The following is a 19,406-nucleotide window of genomic DNA, read 5'->3' as shown; positions in this document are numbered from 1 at the left end:
CATGCCAACCATCGTGGTCCACGGCGGCGCCGGCGCCAGCAAGGCATATGAGGATGGTTGTATCGCTGCCGCGCAGGCGGGCATGTTAGTGCTGCGTGATGGCGCCGGCGCGCTGGAGGCGGCAGTGGCTGCTGTCGTCCTGCTGGAAAACGATGGCCGCTTCAACGCCGGCATCGGCTCTAAAGTGCGCAGCGACGGCGTCAGCGTGCAAATGGACGCCGCCGTCATGGACTCCACCGGCCTGCTGGGCGCGGTGGCGGGCTTGCAGACGGTGCGCAATCCGGTACAGGTCGCGCGCGCCGTGGCCGCCACGCCGCAGCATCTGCTGTGCGGCGAAGGTGCTTTGCGCTTCGCCCGCCAGTCAGGTCATCCGGTGTTTGATGCGCCCAACATCTCTTCGCCAGCGCGTGCCGACGGCTGCGACACCGTCGGCGCCGTAGTACGCGACAGCGAAGGACGGTTTGCGGTCGCCGGATCGACCGGCGGCGCATCGCCGTCGCCGCTGGGCCGTGTTGGCGACACGCCCATCATCGGCGCAGGCTTTTATGCCGGTCCCAAAGGCGCCGTTGCCGCTACCGGCATCGGTGAACATATCATGCGGCACTTGCTGGCGCGCGAGGTCTATCAATGGCTGGCCGACGGCCTACCGCTGCCGCAAGCACTACAGCGTGGCCTGGGCATGGTGGACCATAAAATTGACTTGGGACTGATTGCGGTCACTGCCAGCGAGGCAGGCAGCGCCAGTAACCGCGACATGCCTGCCTGGACCTTGAGCGCAGACTAAGCGCCCGCCTGCTCTGCGACGGCATCGGCCGCCGCCGGGTCGATGATGCGTAGCGCATCGATCAGCGTCGCGATCGTCGTCCCGCATGAAAACATCATCACATCGCCGGCCCGGCATTCACGAAAAGCACGTTGCAGCGCATCGCTGGCGGAGCTGAAGGTTTCCACACCCCGCGAGCCTGCGGCGCGCGCGCCATCCGCGATGAGTTCAGCAGCCTCGCCATGCGGCCTGCCCCGGCTGGACGATTCGTACACGAACAGGCGGTCAAACGCCTCCGCGCAGCAGGCGCCGATGTGGCATAAATCACTGTCACGGCGGTCGCCCGGCGAGCTGACGACGGCCAGTACGCTGCCGCCCATGCCCTGGGTCAGCGCGCCCAATGCCGTGTAGGCCGCCGCGTTGTGGGCGTAATCCAATACGATCCGCACATCGCCCACCTTGAAAATATTGGTGCGCAGCGGGTTGGTCGCCGCATCCGAGACAAACGACGCCAGCCCCGATGCAATCTGCTCCACACTCAAGCCGGTGGCGTGCAGCGCGGCGGTTGCGGCCAGCGCGTTGGCAATGTTATAGCGCGCGAGGCCACCCACCGTTGCAGGAATGTCCGTGACCGGCATCACCGGCTGTCGCCGCGTTCCCGTACCCAGCATGATGACTTCATGCTCCAGCCAGACGCTGCAGCCGTCCTGCTCCAGATGGGCGCGCAAAACGGGGTTATCCGCATGCATGGAGAAGAAGATGGTGCGGGTATCTGGTGCCAGTGTCGCTTGCGCCGTAACGCAATGTATATCGTCCGCATTCAGTACCGCGTCAGCTGCACTGCGCACTACCAGCGATTTCACGCGCGCCAGATCCTCGACGGTGTCCACGCCATCCAGGCCGAGGTGATCGCCGGACACGTTGAGCAGTACGCCAACGCTGCAACGGTCATAGGCCAGGCCGCGCTTCAGGATGCCGCCGCGCGCCGTCTCCAACACCGCATAGTCCACCTGCGGCGACATCAACACCGCCCGATGCGACCAGTAACCGGTGCAGTCCCCGTGTGACAGGCGGTGACCGTTGACAAAAACGCCCGTGGTGGTGGTGTGACCGGTACGCAGACCGGCGCAGCGGGCCACGTGTGCAATCATCAGCGTGGTGGTGGTTTTGCCATTGGTGCCGGTAACGGCGACTACCGGGATGCGGCCATGTTCCGCTTCGGCCAGCATGTGTGTCACGCGCGTGGCCTGGTCGAGCAGCACATCGTCATCCCCGCCAACGCCGATTTTAGCTGCCACCATGCCGGCATCCGCGTCTGGCTTGTCCAGCAATGCTTCCGATAGCAGGGCGCGCGTCAGCTGGGCATCGTGCGCGATGGTGTGGCCAAGCAGGCGGTTGTCAGGGCCCGCGCCCTCCATAAAACGCGACTGCCGGCTCCCCCATCCTACCGTCAGCAGTCCTGCGTGTTCGCTGACACGCAGCACCGGGAAGCCCTGGATGCGTGCCGACTCCGCCAGCGACTGCATTGCCGGCGATAGGCCCATCTCCGTGGCATAGTGGCGCAGACCGGCGACCGCCGCTGCCATATCAGGCTGCGGCTGGGCTGCCAGCTCCACCGCCGTCCGCAGCGAAGCTTGCGCCACATGCTCAATCGCGTATTCGACGATGACACGGTATTGATCTGCATGGCCGGACACAGGCTCGGTCCGGGCGTAATTCACGGCATGTCCGCATTCGCGCTGCAACTGCAGGGTGAGATCGGCAATCCGGTTGGCCGCCGTTTCATCCGCCTCAACGATGGCGGCGATGCAAGGTAAGGCATGGTACATATTCGCGCCGCGTAGCAGGCGCTGTTGGATAATCTTCATGGTTTGAGTTTTTCGTCTTCCGCTTGGGCTTCCTGCATGGCAGCCGGTTCCAGTTCTTCGGCCGAGCGGTTCAGGTAAATGAACGTCCCCCACGCCGCGAGCAGCACGCCAACGCTGGCCACCAGGGCGGCCACATAGAGCAGCTCGCTGGCGTCGTCGTGCACGGCGCGGAATGTCGCGACCAGCCCTTCGATCGCCAATGCCACTACCACCACCACGAAAAAGCGCGACAGGAAACGGCGCACGCGCGTCGGCGCGCTGATGTCGGCGTCCCGCACCACCTCTTCTTCAATAATGGTTTCGGCGATCTGCAGCGCCACCACGGCGGCAGCCAGGATGCCGATTGCCTCGATCACTTCCTGCGCAGCGGCCAGGCCGGTGTCCGCATGCAGCGCATGCCAGCCGACCTGCGCGCCAATGGCAATCAACAGCAAGGCGCCAGCAGTAAACAGCAGCGCAATCGTGGCGTGGACGATGCCAAACGCCAGCATGAGTTTTTTCATATCCTTCCCCCTCTGCGGCGATTGTAGGTCGCACGATTGCCGCCCTTTGTGCGACAGGGCACGGTGGGAGTGCAGGCGCTGGTCAGGCACTAGCTTGACATGCAACGAATTTCACATGCGTTGCAGAATAGACACAAATTCCCATGAAGACACGGGGCATAATGTTTGGATATCGAGAGGGGTCCCCAGATGTCCCACGAAATCGTCCATACCTTTGGTTTCACGGTGTACTTTGTATTCCTGCTGTTCTTCCTTTGGATCAGCCGGTTTGCCAGGACCAGCTCCGGGGCTGGCTGGTGGGCGGTGTCGATTTCCTTCGCGCTGTGCTCGCGGCTCGTGCTATTCATGGCCGCTTCCGCCCCCACCAATATCCAGCCCGCCACTTTCGTCTACGCCCTGTTCATCGTCATGGAAAAGCCCTTTCTGCTGACAGGGCTGGTGCGCTTCCTGAATCTGCAGGTACAGGAGCGCTGGTTCTGGATCGCCGCCGGCCTCGCTGAAATGTGGATACTCTCGACATGGACGCTGGAAGCGCCAGGCTACGTGCGCAGTACCGGCTATGCGCTGCTCAATGCCGGCATGCTGGCCTACCTGGGCTACACCGCTTTCCGCCATCGTCATGAGGTGCCGGGATGGACCCTGCATGCCACTGCCGCTGCGGCCTCCGCACTTGCCATACACTGGCTGACCGCACCCTACGCAATGTTCTATGCGCCGTCATGGTCACGCAACGGCTTCCTGCTTGGCACCCTGCTGGTGCTGATGATGTATTCCTCGCTGCTGGCGGCCATCCTGCACCGCGTGCAGAAACGCCTGATGGATGCGGAAGCCAAGGCGCTGGGGCTGGCCTTTCTCGATCCGCTGACAGGACTGAAGAACAAGCGCTACATGGAGCAGCTGTTCGACCACGCGCTGCTGCTGGCCACGCGCCCGCATCAGGTGGTGGCCGTGTTCTATATCGACCTGGACAACTTCAAGCCGATTAACGACAGCGCCGGCCACGCGGTGGGTGACCAGGTATTAAAGACCGTGGCGGCCCGGCTTCAATCCCACACCCGCAGTACCGACATCTGCGCGCGGGTTGGCGGCGATGAGTTCATCGTCATCGGCACGCAGCTGGAGCAAGCGGAGCAAGCTTACGAAATTGCGAAAAAACTGCTGGAGCAGCTGACCACCCAGATTCCCGTCAGCGGCAACAACTTCGCCCTCGGCGCCAGCATCGGCATCAGCCTCTATCCGCAGCACGGCACCAGCCTCAATGAGCTGATCGAGCGGGCCGACAGTGCCATGTATCAGGTCAAACGCAATGGCAAGAGCGGCTTTATCATCTACGACGCACGCTGATCTCAACCCGGCGCGTTGAGGTTCAAAAGATAGGCCAGATCAAGAAATCAATAGATAGCACCCATTCACGCCAAAAACACCATATATAGTGACCGAATGATCAAGTCAACTAGATATGGGGCGAACATGGAAGGTCTGTATCACACCACAATCGTCAAGCGTGACGGCAGCGAGCAGGAATTCAATCTGTCCAAGATTGAAAGCGCCCTGCTCCGCGCCGGCCGCGCCAGTGGCGAATTCGATGCTGTCAAAGCCAGCCAGCTGACCGAGGGCGTGCTGTTGCAGCTGTCCTCCCTGCCTGCCAACGAAAAGATGACGGTGGAGCTGGTCCAGGATAATGTCGAAACAGTGCTTTACGATGCTGGCTATCGCCAGACACTGCGCCGTTACGTGGTCTATCGCGAGCAGCACGCCACGCTGCGGCAGGACAAACACTCGCTGGTGGACGTCGCCAGTTCGATCAACGAATACCTCGACCGCCAGGACTGGCGCGTCAACGCCAACGCCAACCAGGGCTATTCGCTGGGCGGGTTGATACTCAACGTCTCCGGCAAGGTCATCGCCAATTACTGGCTCAATCATGTCTATCCGCCGGAGATCGGCCGGGCGCACCGCGAGGCCGATCTCCACATTCATGACCTGGATATGCTGTCCGGCTATTGCGCCGGCTGGTCGCTGCGTACGCTGCTCAATGAGGGCCTGAACGGCGTGCCGGGCAAGGTGGAATCCAGCCCGCCGCGCCATATGTCCAGCGCCATCGGCCAGATCGTCAACTTCCTCGGCACCTTGCAGAACGAATGGGCAGGCGCCCAGGCATTCAGCTCCTTCGATACCTATATGGCGCCCTTCATCCGCAAGGACAAGCTGCGCTACGAGGAAGTCAGGCAGTACATGCAAGAGCTGATCTACAACCTCAACGTGCCATCGCGCTGGGGCACGCAAACGCCATTCACCAACCTGACCTTCGATTGGGTCTGTCCCGAGGACTTGCGCGAGCAGGTTCCCCACATCGCCGGCGAAGAGATGCCGTTCTCCTACGGTGAGCTGCAAACCGAAATGGACATGATCAACCGCGCCTACATCGAGATCATGATGACGGGCGATGCCAAAGGCCGCGCCTTCACCTTCCCCATCCCGACCTACAACATCACCGAAGACTTTGCGTGGGAAAGCCCGAATGCGGAACTGCTGTTTGAAATGACGGCGCGCTACGGCCTGCCCTACTTCCAGAACTTCATCAATTCCGAGCTGAAGCCGAACATGATCCGCTCCATGTGCTGCCGCTTGCAGCTCGACTTGCGCGAGCTGCTCAAGCGCGGCAACGGCCTGTTTGGTTCGGCCGAACAAACCGGCTCGCTGGGCGTGGTCACCATCAACTGCGCGCGCCTGGGTTATCTGTACCGCAACGACGAACCGGCGCTGCTGGCAGCGCTGGACCGCCTGCTGGAGCTGGGCCGCGACAGCCTGGAGATCAAGCGCAAGGTCATCCAGCGGCACATGGACAATGGCCTGTTCCCCTACACCAAACGCTACCTCGGCACGCTGCGCAACCACTTCTCCACGCTGGGCGTCAACGGCATCAACGAGATGGTGCGCAATTTCGATCCATCGGGCCAGCACGACATCACGACACCGTGGGGCCACGCTTTCGCACTGCGCCTGCTGGACCACGTACGCGCGCGCATGGTGGAATTCCAGGAGCAGACCGGCCATATGTATAACCTGGAAGCCACGCCGGCCGAAGGCACGACCTACCGCTTCGCCAAGGAAGACCGCAAGCGTTACGCCAACATCCTGCAGGCAGGCACACCGCAGATGCCGTACTACACCAACTCTTCGCAACTGCCGGTCGGCCACACCGACGATCCGTTTGAAGCGCTGGAGCAGCAGGACGCCTTGCAGCGCAAATACACGGGCGGCACCGTGCTGCACCTGTACCTGACGGAAGCCCTGTCCAGCGCCGCTGCCTGCCGCACACTGGTGCGCCGCGCGCTGGGCCGCTTTGGCCTGCCTTACATCACGGTGACGCCGACCTTCTCGATTTGCCCCAAACACGGCTACCTGAAAGGCAGCCATGCGTTCTGTCCCAAATGCGACGCCGAAATCATCGCCCGCAAACAAGCCTCTCTTCAATCACCAGCAAAGGAAACGCCATGCACACATTGAATCCGCAGACCGTCAAACTCGACGACGCCGAACGCCAGCCTTGCGAAATCTGGACCCGCGTGATGGGCTACCATCGCCCGGTTTCATCCTTCAACATCGGCAAGCAAGGCGAATTCCACGAACGTAAATTCTTCCGTGAGCCACATGCCCAGTCCGGAACCTAAGCAGGAACGCCGCTCACTGCGCGTAGGCGGCTATACCCCGTTCAGCGCCACTGAATTCCCCGGCCTCCTGTCCGCCGTGGTGTTTGTGCAGGGATGCCCGTGGCGCTGCGGCTATTGCCAGAACCCGCATTTGCAGGAGCGCACGCGCGAAAACCCCATCGCCTGGAAGGATGTGATGACGACACTGGAGCGCCGCTCTGGCCTGCTGGATGCGGTGGTGTTCTGCGGCGGCGAACCGACCATGGACCCGGCACTGGAGGACGCCATCCAGCAGGTGCGCGCCATGGGTTTCAAGGTTGGCCTGGAAACCGCGTGCATCTATCCCGACCGCTTGCGGGATGTACTGCCGCTGCTGGATTGGATCGGCTTCGACGTCAAGACGACGTTTGACAGCTACGCCGCCATTACCGGCGTTGGCGGCAGCGGCGAGCCGGTACGCGAGTGCGTTGCCGCCATTCTCGACAGCGGCGTCGCCTATGAGTGCCGGACCACCGTGCACCCGGACCAGCTGCCGCCGGAGCGGCTGGTCGCACTGGCGCGCATGCTGGCCGCCATGGGCGTAAACAACTACGTCTTGCAGGAATTTCGCGCCACCGGTTGCGCCGACGACGCATTGATTAACGGCGCGATTCCCGGCTATCCCGGCGAGGATGTGCTGACCGGCATAGCCCCATTGTTCAGAAACTTCAGCGTGCGGCGCGCCGGCCAGGAAGCGCGTTGACAACCCGGGACAGGGCCTGACGGCCCAGTTCCGTCACCGGGACGTCAATCGCATCCAGTGTATTCTTGACCAGCAGGCCCAGTTCCGTATCCCCCTCCATCGACAGACGGCGCGAGAAAAACAAGGTGTCCGGGTCCTGCTCGCGCCGTGCCAGTGCGATGAAATCCCGTGTGCAGGCGCCGATTTCCAGATCCGGCACGCCATTGTTGCGCAATGCGGCAAAGCCCTCGCCACGCCACGTAAAATCAAACGCCACGCCAGCATCGCTGACGCGCACGCGCAAATGGCGGCCCGCCAGTCCGGCGCGCACATCGTCCGGCAGATGCGGCCGCAGCACCAGGTTTAACGCCGCCACGCATAGCAGCGAGCCCGGATAGGCAGGCAGACGCTGGCCCAGCGTCGCCAGAAAGGATGGCAGCAGCTGCGCCGGACCGTAATTGTTTTGTGCTACAGGGTTCATGCCGCTTGCTCCATGCGATATTCCAGACCGGGTTTGCCGTACCAGTAACCATTGCAGGCTTCAGCCGGCAGCAGCGGCGACATCGCCTCCGCTGCGGAGCGTGGCGGCGTGGCGCCGCTGCGCACGGCGTCAAAGGCGGCGATGATCCCGGCCATGTTGCTGGACTGCGGACTCAGACGGGCCACATCCACACCCAGCGCCTGCATCTGCTCCAGCTCCGCCACCAGGTTGTAGACCAGTGCGGACTGGCTCTGGATGCCGTTCAAAATCAGGAAAGCCTGCTTCTCGCGGGTCTGCATCAGCAAGCCATCCGGATGATCGATGCAGCTGAAACGGCAGTCATCCTTCGGCAGATTGCGGTTGCGCGCGGTGAAGCAGCGCGCCGAGAATGCCAGCGGCATGCGGCCAAAGGCGAAGACTTCGGTTTCCATACCCGGGGGACGGCTGTCCTGCATATGGCGCAGGCCATCACGGCTCATCTCCAGCGGCATTACCCAGCGCTTCGCGCCCAGGCCATGCAGCAGCGCCAGCGTCGGCGGGTTGTAGATGTTGAGATGCGGGCCGGCGATGAAACGCGACTGGCCGGATAGCATATGCACCGCGCCCATATCGTTGGCCTCGACGTGGAATTGGCCGTTCGCCGTCAGCTTGCGCTGCGTGCCCAGGTCGGCGCTGGATTCGATCAGCGCGAGCGTGGACAGCACCACTTCCTTGCCGCAGTTCTGTAGCAGCGCGGCGACTTCCAGCCAGTCCGATGCACGCAGCTCGTGACGGCGCGAACACACGGTTTCGCCCAGGTAGACAATATCCACCGGCGTCTCCGCGATTTCCTCATAAAATTCCATGACCTTGGCGCGCGGCCAGTAATACAGCAACGGCCCGAGGGCGAGTTTCAGCATGACTTCTCCAGTGTTATTTCCACGAGCGGTGATACGCGCCCAGTGTGTGCTGCTGGCCTTCCGCCAGCGTATTCAGTTCCGACATCCAGGCTGGCCTGACCGAGTAGCGGGCCGCATTGCGCAGGCAATCGTCCAGCGCCGCGCGCCACACAGGCGTTACCTGCGAGACGTAAGCCGGGCTGCGTTGGCGCCCTTCGATCTTCACCGCGCGTACGCCCATCTCCAGCAACTGCGGCAGCAGTTCCAGCGTATTCAGGCTGGTTGGTTCCTCGATGGCGTAGTAGGTTTCGTCTTCCACTTCAAAGCGGCCCTTGCACAGCGTGGGATAGCTTGCGCTTTCCTGCGGCGTGTAGCGGTCGATCATCACGCCATTCAGGCGCGATTCCAGCCCGCGTGGATTCTGCTGCCAGCGCACCGCCTTGGCCGGAGAGCACACGCCGTGGGTGTTGGGCGATTCGCCCGTCACATAGGACGATAGGTGGCAGCGGCCCTCCACCATCACGCACAGGCTGCCGAAGCCAAACACTTCCACTTCAATCGATGTGTTCCTGACCACGTGCTCCACCTGCGCCAGCGACAGTACGCGCGGCAGCACCGCGCGCTGTACGCCGAAGTGGTGCTGGTAGAAGTTGATTGCCTCCGCGTTGGTGGCCGAGCCTTGCACCGACAAATGCAGGCGCAGATTCGGATGATGGTCGGCGGCGTAGCGCATCAGGCCGGGGTCGGCCAGGATCACCGCGTCCACACCGGCGCGGGCGGCGCGGTCGATGGCGCTCTGCCAGAGTGCCGTGTTGTCCGGTTGCGGATACGTGTTCAGCGCCAGCAGCACCTTGCGGCCGCGTTCATGGGCATAACCGATGCCGGTGGCGATGGCGGCGTCGTCGAAATTCAGGCCGGCGAAGTTGCGGGCATTGGTGGCGTCGCGAAAACCGAGATAGACGCAGTCCGCGCCCAGGTCAATGGCGGCCTTCAAGGCCGGCAGGCTACCCGCCGGGCATACCAGCTCGATGGGTGGAGAGGCAGGATGATTCATGTGTTCCTGATAGCTAAATGGGGCGAACGAACTGTATCGCTCCATGAACCCGAAAATCCTTGATATGAATCAAAGAATTTGAGCTTTACCGGGTGGGACAATGTGCGCAGCTTTAATCAAGGACAAAGAAGATGCAAAAGATCGCCACTTATCTCGATCAGGATCATCGCCGTTGCGACGATCAGTACACGCTGGCGGAATCGGACGTCATCCTGCGTCACTGGGACGCAGCCGGCGCCAGCTTCGCCGCCTTCCTCGGCATGTTCAACCGCCATCTGGACAAGGAAGAACGCGTGCTGTTTCCCCGCCTGGACCATGCGCTGGGCAACGGCTACGGCCCCACTGTCGTGATGCGCGCCGAGCACCGCCAGATGCGCGACATGCTCGCCACGATGCAGGCCGCGATCACAGAACGCGACTGTGCGTCCTTCTTCGACCAGGCCGACATGCTGCGTATCCTGATGCGCCAGCATAATCTGAAAGAAGAAGGCATCCTTTACCCGCAGGCCGACTTTGTGCTGGCCAAGCAGGCCGACGCGGTTGTCGCCAGCATGGAACAGCTGGACCACGCGGTAGCCGAAGGGAGCGCAGCATGAATACCCTGCTGGAACGCGGCAACAGCGCACGGCTACTGGACGTCGGCGGCCTGGAACCGCCGGAGCCGATGATACGCATACTCGAAGCACTGGACACGCTCGGTCCCGACGAACGCCTGCGCGTCCTGATCGACCGCGAGCCTGTGCCGCTGTACCGCATCCTGCTGCGCAACGGCTACCAGTACCGCACCACGATGCAGGAAGAGCAGCGTTATGAAGTGATGATCTGGCTGGCGCCCATCGCATGAAACCGCTAGACGCTCCGCAGCGCGCACTATCCTTCGGCGACAATCCGCCGCTTTCGCTGCCGATGCGGTATTTTCTGAGCGCGCCGCTGTTTGCCGCGCTGGCTGCGGCCTTGCTTACATGGCAGGGTGAGGCAGCACTGACCACCCGCTGGTCGCCGCTGACACTGGCGTTGACCCACCTGATGGTGCTGGGTTGTCTGAGCATGACCATGATCGGCGCGATGCTGCAGATGCTGCCCGTGGTGGCAGGCATCGCCATCCCGCGCGCCGGCCGCGTGGGCACGGTGGTGCATCTGAGCCTGTGTGCCGGCACGCTGGTGCTGGCTGCGGCGTTCTGGCGCGAGGAGCCGGTGCTGTTCCGCATCGCCATGGGCCTGCTGCTGGCGGGACTGCTGCTGTTTGTTGCCGCGTGCACGGTCGGCATGTGGCAAGTCCACCTGCCCGGCTCCGGCGCGGTGGTGGCCGGCATACGGCTTTCGCTCGCATCGCTGGTGCTGACCATGGTATTGGGCGGCATGCTGGCCAGCCTGTTTGCGTGGCCAGGCCTGCTCCAGCTGCCACTGCAACGCCTGACCGACCTGCACGCGATGTGGGGCTTGCTCGGCTGGGTGGGACTGCTGGTCATCAGCATCGCCTTCCAGGTCGTGCCGATGTTTATACTCACCGAGCCGTATCCAAAATGGCTGACCGGCGGCTACAACACCGGGATGTTCCTGCTGCTGGTTGCCACCTCGCTCTCCAGCGCGTGGACAGGTCCCGGCCGGGTCCTGCATTACGCCATCGTGGCGCTGCTGGCCGCGGGCTACGCGCTGTTTGCCGGCACCACGCTGGTGCTGCTGTTGCGCCGCAAGCGGCCGCGCGCCGATCCCACCACGCTGTACTGGCGTACCGCCATGGCCTGCCTGATCGCCGCCCTGTGCCTGCATTTGTGGCCAATGGCGCCGTCGAATGCCGTGCCGGTGGCGACCGGCATCCTGCTCATCGCCGGCTTTGCCCTTTCTGCCGTCAACGGCATGCTGTACAAGATCGTGCCCTTTCTCGCCTGGCACCACTTGCAGGATGGGCGCAATATCAGCGGCCGCAAACCGCCCACGCTCAACCAGATCATTCCCGAGCGCCGCGCACAGTGGCAGTACGGCGCCCATATCGCCGGCCTGCTGCTGTTGCTGGTCGCCTGCTACCAACCCGCGCTGGTGCGCCCTGGCGCGGCGCTGATGTGCGCTGCCAGCCTGGCGCTCTGGCTTAACCTGGGCCGCGCTGCACACCTGTACTGGCAGTTGCGCGTGGTCCCGAACCAGCTTCTCTCCGTACCTCCACAATCATGACTAGCGAATTTTATATAAGCGCCTGCCTGCGTCAGGCCAAGCCACGGCTCAGCACCATGCTCAAGCTGATGTTCAGCGAAGCGCAAGCGTTTGGCCAGAAGACCCAATGGCTGGGTAGCGTCATCGCGCTGATGGAACCACTGGGTTTCCAGGAGCGCACCATCCGCACCGCGCTATTCCGCCTGGCGGAACACAAGATGATCCAGATCGAACGCCATGGCCGCCGCAGCCTGTGCATGCTGACGCCACCAGCGGCGGAAGCCATATTGTCAGCGCGCCAGCGCATCAACATTCCCTCCTCGCGCAGCTTCAACGAGGACTGGATCATGCTGGTCAACAGCGGCGGCATCAGTGCGGCGCGCTATGCCACCACCCGCAAGCAGTTGCTGGACCTGGACTACTGCATCCTGGCGCCGAATGTGCTGGCCCGCCCGGCCTCGTACACACGCGGTATGCAGACTGGCGAAGACCACGGCCTGGCGCTGTTTGAAGTCAGCGGCACGCAGCTGGCTGCCGCCGTGCGCCAGCCCCTGTTTGGCAAGATGGAGTGGGATCTGGACCTGGCCTCGGAGCTGTACAACGAATTCCTGCGCCGCTTCGAGCCTTTGCGCCAGATGCTGGGCCAGCGCGGCGCCTTCACCGACGAACAGGCTTACATGGTGCGCCTGCTGGTCAGCCATGGCTATCAGCATTGCCGCCGCGCCGACCAATTGCTGCCGCAGGAACTGCTGCCGGAAAACTGGCCTGCCATGCAGGCCTACCAGACCTATGTCGCGCTGTACGCCGGCTGCGCGGCCCAGGCACGCCGCCATATCCTCAAGATCACCGAAGCGCCAGCCGCCGAGCCGGCCGACGTGCCAGCACCAGCGCGCCGCCATCTGGCACGCCGCGCCGGTACCTACATGACCGCTTAACCGAGAGAGAATCAAGCATGAAACGATTTGCCGAAGACTGCTATGACGGTCCCACCATGAGCATCACCATCAACCGCGAAGGCGCCCGCGTCCACCGCCTGGCCGATGACACCACTTACCCGACCCGCGCCCGAAAACTGGCGATACGGCGCGACCCGATGGTGGAAGCGCTGTTCGGTGCGGCCTCGCCTTCCACGGTAGTGCCGGTGTCGTCGGCGAAAGCCAGGCGGGCGCGCGGCTGAACCAGGGTAAACTGGCCGATCAGGCGCGCCAGTTGGGCCGCCTGCTGCTGCATGCGTTTGGCCGCGAGCGCGGCGTCTTCCATCACTGCGGCATTCTGCTGATTCATCGCGTCGATGTGCGCCACCGCGTGGTTGATCTGCTGTATGCCCTTGCTCTGCTCTTTGCTGGCGTCGCTGATGTCGCTCATGTGACGCTCAACCTCGCCCACCGAGGACACGATGCCGGACATGATGCGGCCCGCATCCGCAGCCAGTTGGCTGCCGCTTTCGATTTCCCCGACCGAGCTGCTGATCAAATCCTTGATCTCGTGCGCGGCCGTCGCTGAACGCTGGGCGAGACTGCGTACCTCATTGGCGACGACCGCAAAACCGCGTCCCTGCTCGCCCGCGCGCGCGGCCTCCACTGCCGCATTCAACGCCAGGATATTGGTCTGGAAGGCGATGCTGTCGATGACGCTGATGATGTCCGCGATCCGCGCGGAACTCGCGCGGATGGACGCCATGGTATCGACCACCGCGCTCACCGCCGCACCGCCTTCGCTGGCGACCCGCGCCGCAGCCAGCGCCAGTTCGTTCGCATCGTGCGCGGTGTCCGCATTCTGGCGCACCGTGCCCGTCATCTGCTTCATCGATGCGGCAGTCTCCTCGAGCGAGCCGGATTGTTCGACCGCGCGCGCGGACAAATCCGCATTGCCGGCAGCGATGTCGTGGGCATCCGCGTTCACCACAGCGCTGGCCTCCTTGATCTGGCCCACCAGCGACTTCAGATTGATCTGCAGGACGCGCAAGGCTTGCAGCGTATTGGCGGCCTCCGTGCTGCCTTTGACGGCAACACAGCCAGTCAGGTCGCCGCCACTCATCTGATCCAGATACGCGCGCATCGCGTGCAATGGCGTGATCGCGGCTTTGCGCAAAACGATTAAACCGGCCACCGCGAGCAGCATGCTGATTATCCGTAATTCTGGCAGCAACATTGAAACCAGCATTAAAACAATCAGCAAATTGAATTTAAATGACAGCGATATATTGCGCTGTTTTTTTATTTTAAAATTTTCTGAAAAATATAATGCCGATGCCGCGTCGATTTGCGCCCTTCTTGGCTTGGTTCTTACTGAAGTATAACCAACAACTTTACCGTTTTCATAATATGGTGCGGCATTCGCCTCCACCCAATAGTAATTGCCGTTTTTGCAGCGATTCTTGACGAGGCCAGTCCAGGCTTGGCCTTCCTTGAGCGTTGCCCACAGGTCGGCAAAGGCCGCTGCGGGCATATCGGGGTGGCGCACGATGTTTTGTGGCGCCCCCAGCAATTCCTCTTCTGAAAATCCGCTGATCTGAATGAAGTCCCGATTGACGTAAGTGATATTCCCGTTCAGATCAGTTTTTGAAACAATGGTTTCGCTTTCATCCAGCACATATTCAATATTGGTTACAGGCAAGTTTAACCGCATAATCGCATTCAAAGAGTTTTAAATTCCCGGCGATTATATAGTCGTGAAAACAATAAAAATGACTAAAACAAAATAATTATTTATATGTGTGCAACTTGATATGGATCATTGCATCTCGGCGTCGATCCGCGAGGTTGCGCCGGTGTCACGCATATACCAGCACACCACCAGCGTGCACGCCATCACGGCGCTCGCGTACCAGTAGAACGCGCTCTCCATCTGTATCGACTTGAACCACAGCGCCAGGTATTCGGCCGTGCCGCCAAACACCGATACGGCGACAGCATAAGGTACGCCAACGCCGGTCGCGCGGATATTGGCGGGGAACAGTTCCGCCTTTACCAGCGCATTGATCGAGGTGTAGCCGGAGACGATGAGCCAGGCGCAGGCGATCAGCGCGAAGGCTTCCCATGGGCCGCTGGCGTGACGGATCGCGGTCAATAACGGCACCGTGAAGATGGTGCCTAGCACCGCAAAGCCGACCAGCAGCGGACGACGGCCGATGCGGTCGGACAGCGCGCCGTACACCGGCTGCAAGCACATCGCAAACAGCAGCGAAGCGGCCGATACGGCGGTGGTCTGGGCGTCGCTGAGTCCAACCGACAGGCGCAGGAATTTTTGCATGTACACGGTGTAGACATAGAACGCCAGCGTGCCGCCCATGGTCAGGCCGATCACCAGCATCACTTCTTTCGGATGCTGGGCCAGCTGCTTCAAGCCGCCCATCGGTTTGGCCTTCTTGCGGGCGGCCTCGAAGGATGGCGTCTCCGGCATGTCATGACGCATGCGCAGCGCCAGCAAAGCCAGTACCGCGCCAGCAAAGAACGGAATACGCCAGCCCCACTCGCGCAGCTGCTGCGCATCGAGCAGGAAGTTCTGCAACACCAGCAAGAGCAGCAGCGCCAGCAACTGGCCGCCGATCAGCGTCACGTACTGGAAGCTCGCATAAAAGCCGCGCCGTTTGGAATCCGCCATTTCCGACAGATAGGTCGCACTGGCGCCATACTCGCCGCCCAGGCTCAGGCCTTGCAGCAGACGCGCCAGCAGCAGGATGCAAGGCGACACGATGCCGACACTGGCATAGGTCGGCGCACAGGCGATCAGCAGCGAGCCCAGGCACATCAGCAGCACGGACGTCATCAACGCTACTTTGCGGCCATGACGGTCGCCCAGGCGGCCGAACAATATCCCACCCAGCGGGCGCACGAAAAAGCCGAGCGCGAAAATGCCGGCGGTCGACATCATTTGCGCAGTGGCGTCCTGCGCAGGGAAGAAGGAATTCGCGAAATACAGCGCAAACGCGGCATAGCAGTAGAAGTCAAACCACTCCACCAGATTCCCTGCCGAGCCAACGAAGATGGCGCGCAAGCGTTTGGCCGAGATGGGTTCTCTGACGGTGGCGGTGCGTCCGCCCGCAAGCGGCTGGGTTGTAACTGTGTCCATGTTGGTCTCCGGTTTTTATGAGTTTTGATTGTGAGCCGCGCAAAGCTGCGGCACATCCGCAACGTTGGCGCCTGCGTCTCCGTAAAAATACGGAGAGCCCCCAATCCCCCGCCCGCAACTGGTATTGTTTGCCTATTTGGCTGCGGGACTTCCATGCCCTCCTTGTTCAAACCACATCACTGGCGCAGATGGCTGGCCCTCGCGGCGGCGCTCGTCCTGATTGTGGTGTCGGGTAAATGGGCGGAGCAGCGCGAACTGCAAGCCAAGACGCTCACTTTGCGCCAGGCCAGCGCCGCCCACGTCCTGGGCCTGCGCGGACTGGTGGAGAAGCACGATTTTCTGCCGTATGCGGCAGCCCGCCATCCTGATGTGCAGAATCTGCTGCACACGCCGCACGATGCAGCGCTGCAGGCGCGCGTCAACCACTACTTCGCCGGCCTGCAAACCACGACTGGCGCCGCCGCCTTATTCCTCGTGGACACGGCAGGCCTGACGCTAGCCGCCAGCAACTGGAATCTGCCCTCCAGCTTTGTCGGACAGTCCTACCATCAGCGCCCCTACTTCGAGGACGCGGTGCACGGGCGCAGGGGATTGTTCTACGGTCTGGGCCTGACCACCGGCCAGTCTGGCCTGTTCATTGCGGAGCCAGTACACACGCCACAAGGCATCCTGGGTGTATTGGTCGTCAAGATCAGCCTCGAACCACTGGAGCGCAGCTGGATGCGCGGCGCTTATCCCGTGGTGCTGCGGGACAGCCGTGGCATTGTCTTCCTGAGCGCCGTATCCGACTGGCTATTCCATAGCACCAAGCCGGTTCCTGCTGCGGATCTGCAGTGGATCAGTGCACACAGCCAGTATGGCGCGCGTACCCGTTTCGACATCCTGCCGTGGAAAACAGCAACCAGCAGCGATACACCCGCCTTTGTCCTGCAGGCGCCGATACAAGGACGCAGCACAGACTTTCTCGCGCTGGATACCCCACTGCCTGAATTGGGATGGACCCTGACCGTGACTGAAGACATGCGCGAAGTGCATCAGGCGCGGCGCCTGGCGCATGCACTGGCCACGCTGGCTGTCGCCTTGCTGCTGCTGGGTGTACTGTACTGGCGCTTGCGCGACCGGCGCTTTGCGGAACAGCAGGCAGCCCGCTTGGAGCTGGAGCACCGCGTGGAAGAACGCACCCGCGATCTGCAGGAAGCCCACGCATTCCGGCAGGCGATGGAAGACTCGCTGCTGGTCGGCATGCGCGCCCGCGACCCGGAAGGAAAAATCATCTACGTCAATCCCGCGCTCTGCGCCATGGTTGGCTACAGCCGTGAGGAGTTGATGGGGCGCCGACCGCCCTACCCTTACTGGCATCCGGACGACCTGGAAAAACAGGCACGGGAAAGTGACGACGCCCTGCAGGGACGCGCCGCGCCACATGGGTTTGAATCGCGCATCCGGCACAAGGATGGCCATGACGTCATCACCATGGTCTACACCGCGCCGCTCATCGATGCCGCAGGCGTGCGGCGCGGCTGGATGAGTTCTGTGGTGGACATCACCGCCCAGAAGCAGGCAGAGGCCCGGCAACGCGATCAGGAAGTCCGCCTGCAACGCAGCGCGCGCCTGGCCAGCGTTGGCGAAATGGCGTCCACGCTGGCGCACGAGCTCAATCAACCCTTGATGGCGCTATCGAATTTTGCCGTCGCCGCACGCACGCTGGCCAACTGCGATGCGCCCGAGCTGCTGACCGGTGCACTGGACGACATCATCGAACAAGCCAAGCGGGCCAGTGAAATCGTCAAACGGGTGCGCGCACTGATCAATCCACAGCGCGCCGATTATGCAAGCCTGGCCATTGACAGTGTGATTGCCCATGCCGAAACCCTGCTCAAGCCGGAGCTGGACCGGTATGGCGTGACGCTGCAACTGGTGTCAAGCGATACAACGGCGCAGGTGCGCGGCGACCGCGTCTTGCTGGAACAGGTACTGGTCAATCTGATCCACAATGCCGTGCAGGCGATGCAGGACCAGCCGCGCCACCGCCGCACCATTGTGCTGAGCAGCGAGCGTGCCGGCCCTGGCGTACGCATTGCCGTCAGCGACCACGGACCAGGCATTCCGGCCGACCAGATCGACCAGGTCTTCGCGCCCTTCTTTACCACCAAGCCCGATGGACTGGGCCTGGGCTTAAACATCTGCCGCACCATCATTGAAGCCCACGGCGGTTCGCTGACGGTGGAGAACCGCGCTGACGGCGGCGCCATATTCTCCTTCACCCTGCCTACCGCGCCATGAAAGACATTCCACTCACGCTGTACGTTGTTGATGACGATGAAGCCTTGCGTCGTTCCTTGCTGCTTCTGCTGTTTTCACAAGGCCTGGCAGTACAGGCCTTCGATTCCGGCGAGGCGTTTCTGGAGGTGGTAGACATGCGCCAGCCGGGCTGCGTCATCCTCGACCTGCGCATGGGCGGCATGAATGGACTGGAGGTGTTCGAACGTCTGCGCACCGGGCATAGTCCGCTGGTGACGGTATTCCTGTCCGGTCATGGCGACATTCCCACGGCAATCGAAGCCGTGCGACGCGGCGCCTACGACTGGGTGACCAAGCCGGACACGCAGCAACTGCTGGACAAACTGCCTGCCGCGATTGTGGAAGCCCGCTCACGTGGCCAGGCGCTACGGCTGTGGCAAGAGCTGACGCCACGTGAACGCGAGGTGGCGCGCCTGGTGGGACTGGGACAGCCAAACAAGGAAATCGCCCGCGTGCTGGTGCCGCCCTGCGGCCCGCGTTCCGTCGAAACGCACCGCGCCAACATCTTCAACAAACTGCAATGCGCGAACGACAATGAGCTGGGCCGCTGGCTGGCCGCCCATCCCTGGCTGGATTAGGCAGCGGAGCGCTCGACGATTACGTAGTGCTTCCGGACCGGTTCGACAACCTCGAACACGCCTTTGAACCCGGCCGGGATAACCAGCGCATCGCCCGGTCCCGCTTCTGCGGCATGGCCGGCTTCATCGATCACACGGCAACGGCCTTCCAGCACATAGAAATATTCATCCTTGTTGTCGGCGAAAGCGATGCGCCAGCTGCCACGCTCGCACGCCCAGATGCCGGCATGAACCTCGCCACTGGCGTTGGTGAAATGATTCCAGGTCGTGCGCTTGGGACTGCCATCCAGACGGCGCTCCTCGCGCGGTTGGTCATACTCCGGGGTTGGCGACTGCAGGTGGAACGCGGTAATGGTGGGCTTCATGGTTATCTAGTCTGGATCGGGC

The 19,406-nt window shown here is 62.3% G+C and carries 20 protein-coding genes and 1 pseudogene; 12 read left to right on the top strand and 9 right to left on the bottom strand.

Annotated elements, in window-relative coordinates; translation table 11 throughout:
• Nucleotide 1: 1 nt before the first annotated feature.
• The gene (locus tag BUA36_RS09660) at nt 2–784 is read left to right on the top strand and encodes an isoaspartyl peptidase/L-asparaginase (protein WP_072783931.1); all 783 of its coding nucleotides are present in this window, start codon (nt 2–4) and stop codon (nt 782–784) included.
• Here the strand turns inward: BUA36_RS09660 and BUA36_RS09655 are convergent.
• Both BUA36_RS09655 and BUA36_RS09650 read right to left on the bottom strand, forming a co-directional pair.
• The gene (locus tag BUA36_RS09655; RefSeq protein ID WP_072783930.1) at nt 781–2,631 is read right to left on the bottom strand and encodes a Mur ligase family protein; all 1,851 of its coding nucleotides are present in this window, start codon (nt 2,629–2,631) and stop codon (nt 781–783) included. The two genes, BUA36_RS09660 and BUA36_RS09655, sit on opposite strands and share 4 nt — an antisense overlap.
• Nucleotides 2,628–3,134 (bottom strand): hypothetical protein, encoded by a 507-nt coding sequence (locus tag BUA36_RS09650; protein WP_072783929.1) that lies wholly within the window; start codon nt 3,132–3,134, stop codon nt 2,628–2,630. The genes BUA36_RS09655 and BUA36_RS09650 overlap by 4 nt, the downstream gene beginning before the upstream one ends.
• A gap of 189 nt (nt 3,135–3,323) precedes the next feature.
• Here BUA36_RS09650 and BUA36_RS09645 point away from each other — a divergent pair, with 189 nt between their 5' ends.
• From BUA36_RS09645 to BUA36_RS09630, 4 genes are all read left to right on the top strand, one after another.
• Nucleotides 3,324–4,478 (top strand): GGDEF domain-containing protein, encoded by a 1,155-nt coding sequence (locus BUA36_RS09645; RefSeq protein WP_072783928.1) that lies wholly within the window; start codon nt 3,324–3,326, stop codon nt 4,476–4,478.
• Between the two features lie 126 nt (nt 4,479–4,604).
• Nucleotides 4,605–6,644 (top strand): ribonucleoside triphosphate reductase, encoded by a 2,040-nt coding sequence (locus tag BUA36_RS09640; RefSeq protein WP_072783927.1) that lies wholly within the window; start codon nt 4,605–4,607, stop codon nt 6,642–6,644.
• The gene (nrdD, locus tag BUA36_RS31425) at nt 6,632–6,808 is read left to right on the top strand and encodes an anaerobic ribonucleoside-triphosphate reductase (RefSeq protein ID WP_072783926.1); all 177 of its coding nucleotides are present in this window, start codon (nt 6,632–6,634) and stop codon (nt 6,806–6,808) included. Before BUA36_RS09640 ends, nrdD begins: the two co-directional genes overlap by 13 nt.
• Entirely contained in the window at nt 6,789–7,529 is a 741-nt protein-coding gene (locus BUA36_RS09630) for an anaerobic ribonucleoside-triphosphate reductase activating protein (RefSeq protein ID WP_072783925.1), read from the top strand. Before nrdD ends, BUA36_RS09630 begins: the two co-directional genes overlap by 20 nt.
• Here BUA36_RS09630 and ubiT read toward each other — a convergent pair.
• The 3 genes from ubiT to ubiU are packed head-to-tail and all read right to left on the bottom strand — an operon-like array spanning nt 7,495 to nt 9,921.
• The gene (gene ubiT / locus BUA36_RS09625; protein ID WP_072783924.1) at nt 7,495–7,989 is read right to left on the bottom strand and encodes a ubiquinone anaerobic biosynthesis accessory factor UbiT; all 495 of its coding nucleotides are present in this window, start codon (nt 7,987–7,989) and stop codon (nt 7,495–7,497) included. The two genes, BUA36_RS09630 and ubiT, sit on opposite strands and share 35 nt — an antisense overlap.
• On the bottom strand, nt 7,986–8,888 hold the full coding sequence (locus tag BUA36_RS09620; RefSeq protein ID WP_072783922.1) for a U32 family peptidase: 903 nt from the start codon (nt 8,886–8,888) through the stop codon (nt 7,986–7,988). The genes ubiT and BUA36_RS09620 overlap by 4 nt, the downstream gene beginning before the upstream one ends.
• A gap of 13 nt (nt 8,889–8,901) precedes the next feature.
• Nucleotides 8,902–9,921 (bottom strand): ubiquinone anaerobic biosynthesis protein UbiU, encoded by a 1,020-nt coding sequence (ubiU, locus tag BUA36_RS09615; protein ID WP_072783920.1) that lies wholly within the window; start codon nt 9,919–9,921, stop codon nt 8,902–8,904.
• A gap of 131 nt (nt 9,922–10,052) precedes the next feature.
• Here ubiU and BUA36_RS09610 point away from each other — a divergent pair, with 131 nt between their 5' ends.
• The 4 genes from BUA36_RS09610 to BUA36_RS09595 are packed head-to-tail and all read left to right on the top strand — an operon-like array spanning nt 10,053 to nt 13,004.
• Entirely contained in the window at nt 10,053–10,517 is a 465-nt protein-coding gene (locus tag BUA36_RS09610; RefSeq protein ID WP_072783918.1) for a hemerythrin domain-containing protein, read from the top strand.
• Nucleotides 10,514–10,765 carry a DUF2249 domain-containing protein gene (locus tag BUA36_RS09605; protein WP_072783916.1) on the top strand — a complete coding sequence of 84 codons (252 nt, stop codon included), beginning with the start codon at nt 10,514–10,516 and terminating at the stop codon, nt 10,763–10,765. Before BUA36_RS09610 ends, BUA36_RS09605 begins: the two co-directional genes overlap by 4 nt.
• Nucleotides 10,762–12,090 carry a permease gene (locus tag BUA36_RS09600; protein ID WP_072783914.1) on the top strand — a complete coding sequence of 443 codons (1,329 nt, stop codon included), beginning with the start codon at nt 10,762–10,764 and terminating at the stop codon, nt 12,088–12,090. Before BUA36_RS09605 ends, BUA36_RS09600 begins: the two co-directional genes overlap by 4 nt.
• Complete coding sequence (locus tag BUA36_RS09595) at nt 12,087–13,004, top strand: PaaX family transcriptional regulator C-terminal domain-containing protein (protein WP_072783912.1); 918 nt, start codon at nt 12,087–12,089, stop codon at nt 13,002–13,004. The genes BUA36_RS09600 and BUA36_RS09595 overlap by 4 nt, the downstream gene beginning before the upstream one ends.
• A gap of 115 nt (nt 13,005–13,119) precedes the next feature.
• Here the strand turns inward: BUA36_RS09595 and BUA36_RS09585 are convergent, their stop codons facing one another.
• Nucleotides 13,120–14,190 (bottom strand): methyl-accepting chemotaxis protein, encoded by a 1,071-nt coding sequence (locus tag BUA36_RS09585; protein WP_229255678.1) that lies wholly within the window; start codon nt 14,188–14,190, stop codon nt 13,120–13,122.
• On the opposite strand from BUA36_RS09585, the gene BUA36_RS31190 reads away from it, so the two are divergent.
• A complete protein-coding gene (locus BUA36_RS31190) occupies nt 14,189–14,368 on the top strand; it encodes a hypothetical protein (RefSeq protein WP_229255682.1) in 180 nt (59 codons plus the stop codon). The two genes, BUA36_RS09585 and BUA36_RS31190, sit on opposite strands and share 2 nt — an antisense overlap.
• Before the next feature lie 47 nt (nt 14,369–14,415).
• On the opposite strand, the pseudogene BUA36_RS31185 reads toward BUA36_RS31190, so the two are convergent.
• Together BUA36_RS31185 and BUA36_RS09580 are read right to left on the bottom strand one after the other, a co-directional pair.
• Nucleotides 14,416–14,697 (bottom strand): annotated as a pseudogene (locus BUA36_RS31185) (PAS domain-containing protein); the annotation flags it as partial.
• 105 nt (nt 14,698–14,802) lie between these two features.
• Nucleotides 14,803–16,140, bottom strand: a complete 1,338-nt coding sequence (locus BUA36_RS09580; RefSeq protein ID WP_072783906.1) for an MFS transporter — start codon at nt 16,138–16,140, stop codon at nt 14,803–14,805.
• Between the two features lie 153 nt (nt 16,141–16,293).
• On the opposite strand from BUA36_RS09580, the gene BUA36_RS09575 reads away from it, so the two are divergent.
• Both BUA36_RS09575 and BUA36_RS09570 read left to right on the top strand, forming a co-directional pair.
• Complete coding sequence (locus BUA36_RS09575) at nt 16,294–18,423, top strand: sensor histidine kinase (RefSeq protein ID WP_072783904.1); 2,130 nt, start codon at nt 16,294–16,296, stop codon at nt 18,421–18,423.
• Complete coding sequence (locus tag BUA36_RS09570; RefSeq protein ID WP_072783902.1) at nt 18,420–19,019, top strand: response regulator transcription factor; 600 nt, start codon at nt 18,420–18,422, stop codon at nt 19,017–19,019. Before BUA36_RS09575 ends, BUA36_RS09570 begins: the two co-directional genes overlap by 4 nt.
• Here the strand turns inward: BUA36_RS09570 and BUA36_RS09565 are convergent.
• Nucleotides 19,016–19,384 carry a cupin domain-containing protein gene (locus BUA36_RS09565; RefSeq protein WP_072783900.1) on the bottom strand — a complete coding sequence of 123 codons (369 nt, stop codon included), beginning with the start codon at nt 19,382–19,384 and terminating at the stop codon, nt 19,016–19,018. The two genes, BUA36_RS09570 and BUA36_RS09565, sit on opposite strands and share 4 nt — an antisense overlap.
• Between the last annotated feature and the right edge of the window lie 22 nt (nt 19,385–19,406).

This window comes from Duganella sacchari, from assembly GCF_900143065.1.
GTDB lineage: Bacteria > Pseudomonadota > Gammaproteobacteria > Burkholderiales > Burkholderiaceae_D > Rugamonas > Rugamonas sacchari.
The sequence above is the reverse complement of the archived record's forward strand: the minus strand, read 5'-3'. Positions and strand labels throughout refer to the sequence as shown.